The sequence below is a fragment of the Aliivibrio sp. SR45-2 genome (assembly GCF_963890165.1).
GTDB classification, from domain to species: domain Bacteria; phylum Pseudomonadota; class Gammaproteobacteria; order Enterobacterales; family Vibrionaceae; genus Aliivibrio; species Aliivibrio salmonicida.
Window position 1 is genome coordinate 1 of sequence record NZ_CAWPRC010000213.1, and the last position, 7,543, is coordinate 7,543.

The window sequence follows — 7,543 nt, forward strand, 5'->3', positions numbered from 1 at the left end:
CTGCATTTAGTTCTTTTGCTTTTTGAATATCCAAAGGTTCATTTTCGTATGAAATAGACACAGGAACGATATTCAACCCATTCATATATTCAGAAAAAGTTTCTTTACGTTTACGACCTTCAACATGAAACATTTTTAAAATTGCAGCATCAGTAAAGTCATTCCCATCTTTAGCTCGACCTTCTTTTTGTGCAATCCAAATTGAATTATTTGTTTCAAGAGAATGCTTGATATAAGAAGAGAGTAAGCTAAGCGCTTTTAACATCTGGCGAGGGGCTTTTGCTGAACGCTTAACAATGAAACTCTTATTCAATTTCATTAATTCAGTACTGCATGCTTTTTTAAGCAAGTTATCGCCAATAGCAATACGTACTGTCTGCATCTTATTGTTGTATAGAACCCAATTCATCAAGGCTGGGTCCATTGCAATATCACGGTGGTTAGAGATAAATAAATAGGCTTTATTTGAATCTAACTTATCAATACCGCTGTAGGTGATCCCATCCGTGGTATTTTTTACTGTTTTATTGAGATAAGTCGCCACTTGCAGCTGTACATCTTCAACTGTTTTGATCTTAGAAAGGCTACGACGAAGTTTGCAACGAATTAAAGGCGCGAGAAACCAAAACAAAATTTTGGATGCCGAAGGAAACTTATAATGCAAAATAGCATTAATGAATTCATCATCAGAAATTAAACGTTCAATTGCCTCAGGGACTTCACTGTCATTATACGGGCGAATTTCTTGATAGATATCTTGTGTGGTCATGTGGGTACTTATGATTACCGAACAGAATTAATAAGCGCGTATTCTACTCGATTTTATCTCTGTTGTACGTGATCTATTTAAGAGGTCGTACCATTCAGGCCATAATATAGGTTAAATTCTTAGAATACTTTGATTTTTTAGCGGAAAGCAGTAAAGTGACGGACTTCAAAGTAAGAGGTTTTTATGAAAAGCGCAATCACATTCCACTCAAAAACATACGAACAGCTTTTTTATACCGCTCGTAAGAAGAAAAACTATTATGAACTGGTTTATGTCAATACAGGCACCGCTCTCATCCGTTTAGGGAAATGGGAATACGTAGTATCAGCTGGAGAGTTTTTTTGGTTACCGTTTGATTCTTTAACTTCAATCACTATTGTTCCAAACTCTCAAATTGCTCACATTGCTTTTTCTATTCGAACTCGCGAAGATTTGCCGACACAAGGTGGCTTTGTTAGCCAAACAAGTTTGCTTAACGCGTTAATAGAGAAATTGTTCACAGCCTCATTAAATGAACAACAAGAACAACGCTTACTGGCTGTGATTCAAGATGAGTTGTTACTGGCAACGTTTCACACTGATGTGTCTAAAGAATCAATGCAGGTTAATAATTACATTAGCGTATTAAGCGACCAAAAAACGACAAATGAAAGTAATGTTATCTCTGCTGAAATGGCATTAATGCTAAAAGTAAGAGAGGCTGATAAAATGCGAAAATCAGGCGCGAAAGACGTGATGATAGCAAAGCGCTACTTTTCTGATGACATACAAGCAATGAACAGCTCATTCAGTATTTTTCTATAAGAAAAAGTAACGTTCGTAATAAAGTCGATGATTATTGAAAAGGAATTTCAAATTGCATGAACACTTGGTCATCCACTTGTTCATGCCATCTATAATCAATTCTAAACCTAGGTTCGTTACCCTTTTCTTCTCCACCAAAAGCCAAACTAAGCTGTAATCCATGGCTTTCAATCCAATCGGTATAAGAATCAAATTCTTCTATCTTTTTGTCGTAATACTCTTCTGGTTGCCAAACCGTAAACCCGACAGCACTGTCACTAAGATAACCGGTAAGTAATGGGTAAGGTTCTTCACCACTACTGTATTCCCATTTATCCCAATAACTTTCTTCAAAAAGCTCAGACTCTAACTGATTAGTAATATCGTATAACTGGCTAATAAATTGATTTACTTCAAAAAGAGGTATCAAACAAGTAGACGATGACGAGTAAACCTCGCGTGAATAAGAGGCATAACTGTCTTGCAAACAAGTTGCTTTTTCTTCTGCACTCAATTCAATAGGCAGAAGCAGGGTTAAACTAAAAAAACCAACTTGTTTTTTCATCACGCGTTACTCGTATAACTGGTGAGCCTTAATATATTGACTCACACCTTTGGTTGTTAGGTGACTTATGTCATGACCATTTTTTATGGCATGTCTTATGTCTGTACTTCGTATTGGCAAGGTTTCAGGGCAAGCCATTACATTCCACTTTTTTGCTATTTCATCCGCTTTAAAGAATTGACTAAACTTCATTAAATTATCTGGTCCGATGATAAAGGTTATATCGGCGTCTGGATTTTTTTCTTGAAGATAAGTCAGTAAAGAAAATGTGGTTACGCTTTGTTTTGGAACGTAGAGCTCACTTTCGATGCAAGACAACTCTACATTACTATTAAATTCATCAATAAAAGTTAACACCATGTCAATACGAGTGTCAAAAGGAAGCATTTCTTTCCCCCAAGCATGAGAAATACTTGGGACTAATAGCACCTTATCAAAATGACTAAGGCGTTCAATGACACTTTTATGCCCTAATGATGGTGGATTAAAGGCGCTACCAAATACCGCTATTTTCATATATTACTCGATGTTGATACTATTATTAATCAGCATAAGTGAAAAATTTGTCAATCACTATGCATTAGCTCATTACTCTGTTATTAATTCTTTAAATTCAGTATTATATTAGGACTAATTACTCGTAATCACAACTCCAATGAATGATTTGAAAGGAATGAGAATGCAGAAACAGATTGTTGAAGAAATGAAAGTTAAGGTATCAATTGATCCCCTTAGTGAGATTCAACGCCGTGTTGATTTTATCAAATCCACATTGACACAATCAGGATGCAAATCACTGATTTTGGGGATCAGTGGCGGTGTTGATTCAACAACATGTGGACGCTTAGCTCAAATAGCCGTTAATGAATTAAATAAAGAATCGAATTCAGCTGATTACCAATTTATTGCGGTACGCCTTCCTTATGGTATTCAAAAAGACGAAGACGAAGCACAATTAGCTCTTGAGTTTATTAAACCAACACATTCAATTAGTATCAATATTAAAGACGGCGTTGACGGTTTACATAAAGCAAACCATCTTGGTTTAGCTCATACTGGTTTACTGCCTACCGCAAATGATAAAATCGATTTTGTAAAAGGTAACGTAAAAGCACGAGCTCGTATGATTGCTCAATATGAAGTGGCTGGCTATGTCGGTGGTTTGGTATTAGGGACGGATCATTCGGCAGAAAACATTACCGGATTCTATACAAAATTTGGCGATGGTGCTTGTGACTTAGCTCCTTTATTTGGATTAAATAAGCGTCAAGTAAGAGACGTTGCCGCAGAGCTTGGCGCACCAGAACAATTAGTAAAGAAAGTACCAACGGCTGATCTTGAAGAATTAGCACCACAGAAAGCCGATGAAGATGCATTATCTGTCACTTATGATGAAATTGATGATTTCTTAGAAGGCAAAAAAATTGATGCTGAGGCAGAGGCTAGATTAATTAAAATCTATCAAACGTCCCAGCATAAGCGCAAACCTATCCCAACTATTTATGATTAATCATTGATACTAGGTAACGCTCTTTGATCACTGACTAACGCTTCTTTTGAAGCTTTAGTCAGTTTTTTTATTCGATATTCATACTTTAACGCCAAGGATTTATTTTCTACTTCATAAGACCATACCAATTGTAATGGCCCCTTCCCTTTTAAATATTTAGCCCCTTTCCCTTGCTGGTGAGCCAGAAAACGACGATCTATATTATTTGTGATACCACAATATAGTGTATTTAATTTGGTTCTAATTAAGTAGATAAACCAAGGTGAATCAGTTGTTTTCATTATGCTAATAAATCATTAACTAGTTGAGTCAGCTGAGCCATTTCGGCTTTTAGCTCCGCAACTTCAGATTCTAACAAAGTGATGCGCTCATCATTCTCTGTTGAGTTTGAATGGTTAGCCACGTTTGTTTTATCAACAACAGTGACATCATTAAAAACCTCACCACAAAATAAATGGGCATAGCGTGCTTCTCTCTTACCTGGTTCTTTTTCTAACTTAGTCACCATTGGAGATGCTTCACTTAAGCCTAATGTCGTTAATACGGACTCGACTTCTGCGACATTATCAAACTCACATAAACGTTGGGTTCGAGTACGCAGTTCCCCTGGTGTTTGAGGTCCGCGTAAAAAAAGAACGCACAATACAGCCATTTCTTGTTTTGACAATTTTAAACTACCAAACTCCGTATTACAGAAACGATGTTGGTATTTTGCCACTCTTGAATTTCCACGAGTTTCATCCGTAACCACACGTTCTGACACTAATGTATTTAAACTATCTAAAACATCCGAATCAGACATCAATGTGACAGGGTCACGGTTACTTTTTTGATTACATGCTGTTGTTAGTGCATTCAGTGTTAATGGATATTGCTCAGGGGTGGTAACCTCTTTCTCGATAAGGCAACCTATAATGCGGATCTCGGTTTGATTGAATATTCTCATTTGTTAATTCCTTCTGACGTAAATATAACCATTACACGGCATAAAATGCGAAGCCTGCAAGCAAATCACTGTATTAGCATTGAATTAGTAATCTAACCTCTTAATATCCATGATAGTATTCCTTCGTTAGATTAATATCAATTGGAGAAATAACCATGGGCCTTTTTAGTAGTCGCTCTTCCTCATCCTCTTTATCCATCATAGCAAAAGGTTGCCGAGTTATCGGTAATATTGAATCTGATCAAAGCATTCAAATTGATGGGTTTGTTCAAGGTAATATTACAACGGATGCTGAAGTCATTGTGACGCCGACTGGCCGCGTTCAGGGTGAGATTAAAGGAGGCTTAGTTCTTATCAACGGATTAGTTGAAGGAATGTGCCAAGGAAATGAAGTCAGCATTCAAACTCAAGGTAAGTTTAAAGGAACGATGCAAACTCAACAACTTACTATTGAGAAAGGCGGTTTATTGATCGGTGAAAATCGTGAAATTGAAATCGTAGAACAAGTATCTAAAGTTATTTCAAAAGAAAAGCTAAAAACGCAAGATAATGTAGAATCTATAGCGTAATTTTGTTTTTTTAACACAGTATTGATCTTGTTATTGTTTTCGCTATTACATTTGTGATTTAATCAAGAAAGTAGCTATTGAATATTATAGGAAGTTTAAAATGAACAACGTATTCGAAATTATCAACCAAGCACGTCGTAAAAACAAACTGAAACGTGAATTGCAAGATAACCAAAAGAAAATCCGTGATAACCAAAAGCGTGTTGTACTATTAGAAAACATGCTTGATTATATTGACCCAAGTATGACTACTGCTGAAGTAATTACTATTGTTCAAAACATGAAAGGTGATTACGAAGATCGTGTTGACGACCACATCATTAAAAGTGCTGAGATCTCAAAATCTCGCCGTGACATCAGCCGTAAAATCCGTGATTTAACGGAAGCAGATAAAAAAGCAAATAAGTAATATTTTACTGAATTAATAAAAAATGGAGGCTAATGCCTCCATTTTTATTTCATGCCTTCAGCTAAAGCTTCAGCGGTCACGTCTTCAACAGCTAGAAACATCGATTTGATCTCTCCCGTTGTACTCCTCATCGGATTTAATGTGACGTTTTGGTACATAAATTTTGTTTGTTGGGTAATTGGACGAACATTGCGACAATGAAAAAGGTACGGTTTTTGACGCCAAATGACAAAACTTCGAGAGCCAAGCTCAAACACTGGCTTAGATTTCGCTCTAAACCAAGCTTCGTTAATTTCAGGAAAAACATCAAAAAGAGACTTCCCCATCACATCATGCGATTGCTTACCGCTATGGTGTGTCATAAATCCATTCCATAAATGAACCGTAAACTCTCTGTCTACAACAATTAAACCGACATCAACATTTTGTACAATATCAACCATCCAATGAAATTGTTCAAACTCTGCAGGAATACCATTCATTTATTCATCATCCAGTAAATACGCTAATTTATTATCTAAAATCGGCAATGATTCATCTACAATCATCAGCAACATATCGCATTTTATATCAGTACCATCGATATTATAGCTAACTTCAAAAGACATTATTTTATTAAAGGTTCCTTTGGTTGATTCAACGACACTGTCTACCGATACATGCTGGCCAAGCAACACGGGAGCGCTTTGAAAAAATCGGACTTCCGCTTGCTCTCCAATCCCTTTAAGAAAAGCACCAACCAAAATATTAGAAACATCCATTAATAATTCAAGTTCTAAACTATCAGAATCGGTTTCTGGGTAGTCCATCAATTTCGTTAAATCGGATACACTAGAGTCACTTAATAAGACTAACGCCTCTCCAGCAATACCTTCACCGCTAAATCCTTGGCAAACCCCTGACATATGTTCGTTACTCGCTAAATGCCTTAGCGTCATTTGAAGCTCACTCATTTCAAATAAGTTTACATTAGGTAATGGCATATTAACGAATACATCAAAATGACGAGCTAATGAATCAGCAGCTCGACCTATTGCTACGTTGGCAACTTCTAAATAGACGTCACGACGTCGTAATTGAGCATTATTTACCTGAACAGGTACATAACTTTGCGGTCTTTCTGGTGTGATATGCAAAGACTTAAGCGTAGATAAAAGTGTTGCTTTATCTACTGGTTTTTTTATGAATGCTCTTGCACCTAATGCTAATACTTTCTCTTGAGCTTTAGGTTGTATGTCACCAGAGACAACGATAACTTGTGTTTTAATGTCTCGGGAATTAATTTCTTCAAGAGTCCCATAACCATCCAATTCAGGCATAGTAAGATCAAGAAAAAGAAGATCAAAAGAAGAGGATTCAAGTTGGTTGATTGCATCCCATCCATGCATTGCAAATTGAATATTTGCTCCCCACGATTGAGGAATAACTCGAGCTAATTGCTTTCGAGCTAATGCTGAATCATCACAAATCAGGATGGATATAGCCATCTGTGTTACCTTTTTAAATAAAACTATCAATACTATATCAATTATTAATAATCTTAGATACGGTACACTATAGGTAAATAAAAAAAGGAGCCCTAAGCTCCTTTTCTATTGATTCGATTTTTACTCAGTTACGCTGTTTTTACGTACTTTTTAAGTAATGGCACTGAAATTTTTGCGTCTCTAATTTTGAACCAAAGATAAGTGGCAACAATAGAGAAGAATAAATACGACACTGCAAAAATGAATGGTGAGCTAATTAATTCAGCTTTCATTCCAATGACAACACCAGTTATAGTCACTGTCATTTTCGCAAATAGACCTAACACTAACATTAACATAGCAAGCTGTGGATATTTCGTCGTTCGAAATGCAAACCAATGACAACAGCCAACCGCTAATGTTGCGATGCTTAATCCTAAAATAAACGAATGAAAATGCTCGGCCGCGGCGACGCCACCAAGAGTTGATACTAAAAATATAAGTAATAATTTCATATAAACCTCAA

Annotated in this window: 12 protein-coding genes; 4 read left to right on the plus strand and 8 right to left on the minus strand. The window is 36.4% G+C overall.

The features are described 5' to 3' along the window. The coding region (locus tag AACV33_RS20065) for a 1-acyl-sn-glycerol-3-phosphate acyltransferase (protein ID WP_182700594.1) at positions 1 to 769 on the minus strand (769 nt) is incomplete at its 3' end. A 183-nt stretch (positions 770 to 952) separates the two neighbouring features. On the opposite strand from AACV33_RS20065, the gene AACV33_RS20070 reads away from it, so the two are divergent. Continuing rightward, complete coding sequence (locus tag AACV33_RS20070; RefSeq protein ID WP_017023246.1) at positions 953 to 1,573, plus strand: AraC family ligand binding domain-containing protein; 621 nt, start codon at positions 953 to 955, stop codon at positions 1,571 to 1,573. Between the two features lie 31 nt (positions 1,574 to 1,604). Here the strand turns inward: AACV33_RS20070 and AACV33_RS20075 are convergent, their stop codons facing one another. Next, entirely contained in the window at positions 1,605 to 2,117 is a 513-nt protein-coding gene (locus AACV33_RS20075; RefSeq protein WP_012551931.1) for a hypothetical protein, read from the minus strand. Positions 2,118 to 2,123: 6 nt separating this feature from the next. Then, on the minus strand, positions 2,124 to 2,633 hold the full coding sequence (locus tag AACV33_RS20080; RefSeq protein ID WP_017023247.1) for a nicotinate-nicotinamide nucleotide adenylyltransferase: 510 nt from the start codon (positions 2,631 to 2,633) through the stop codon (positions 2,124 to 2,126). Positions 2,634 to 2,796: 163 nt separating this feature from the next. Here AACV33_RS20080 and nadE point away from each other — a divergent pair, with 163 nt between their 5' ends. Continuing rightward, a complete protein-coding gene (gene nadE / locus AACV33_RS20085) occupies positions 2,797 to 3,627 on the plus strand; it encodes an ammonia-dependent NAD(+) synthetase (protein ID WP_017023248.1) in 831 nt (276 codons plus the stop codon). Here nadE and AACV33_RS20090 read toward each other — a convergent pair. Further along, positions 3,624 to 3,908: a GIY-YIG nuclease family protein gene (locus AACV33_RS20090; protein ID WP_017023249.1), complete on the minus strand. Its 285-nt coding sequence runs from the start codon at positions 3,906 to 3,908 to the stop codon at positions 3,624 to 3,626. The genes nadE and AACV33_RS20090 overlap by 4 nt on opposite strands. Beyond that, complete coding sequence (locus AACV33_RS20095; protein WP_017023250.1) at positions 3,908 to 4,573, minus strand: YceH family protein; 666 nt, start codon at positions 4,571 to 4,573, stop codon at positions 3,908 to 3,910. Before AACV33_RS20095 ends, AACV33_RS20090 begins: the two co-directional genes overlap by 1 nt. A gap of 155 nt (positions 4,574 to 4,728) precedes the next feature. Here AACV33_RS20095 and AACV33_RS20100 point away from each other — a divergent pair, with 155 nt between their 5' ends. Next, positions 4,729 to 5,142, plus strand: a complete 414-nt coding sequence (locus AACV33_RS20100) for a bactofilin family protein (protein ID WP_012551926.1) — start codon at positions 4,729 to 4,731, stop codon at positions 5,140 to 5,142. Positions 5,143 to 5,242: 100 nt separating this feature from the next. Further along, positions 5,243 to 5,551 (plus strand): DUF496 family protein, encoded by a 309-nt coding sequence (locus AACV33_RS20105; RefSeq protein ID WP_012551925.1) that lies wholly within the window; start codon positions 5,243 to 5,245, stop codon positions 5,549 to 5,551. 44 nt (positions 5,552 to 5,595) lie between these two features. Here AACV33_RS20105 and AACV33_RS20110 read toward each other — a convergent pair whose 3' ends face one another. From AACV33_RS20110 to AACV33_RS20120, 3 genes are all read right to left on the minus strand, one after another. After that, entirely contained in the window at positions 5,596 to 6,033 is a 438-nt protein-coding gene (locus tag AACV33_RS20110) for a PAS domain-containing protein (protein ID WP_012551924.1), read from the minus strand. Next, entirely contained in the window at positions 6,034 to 7,038 is a 1,005-nt protein-coding gene (locus AACV33_RS20115; RefSeq protein ID WP_026025598.1) for a response regulator, read from the minus strand. Positions 7,039 to 7,166: 128 nt separating this feature from the next. Continuing rightward, complete coding sequence (locus AACV33_RS20120) at positions 7,167 to 7,532, minus strand: hypothetical protein (protein WP_017023252.1); 366 nt, start codon at positions 7,530 to 7,532, stop codon at positions 7,167 to 7,169. Between the last annotated feature and the right edge of the window lie 11 nt (positions 7,533 to 7,543).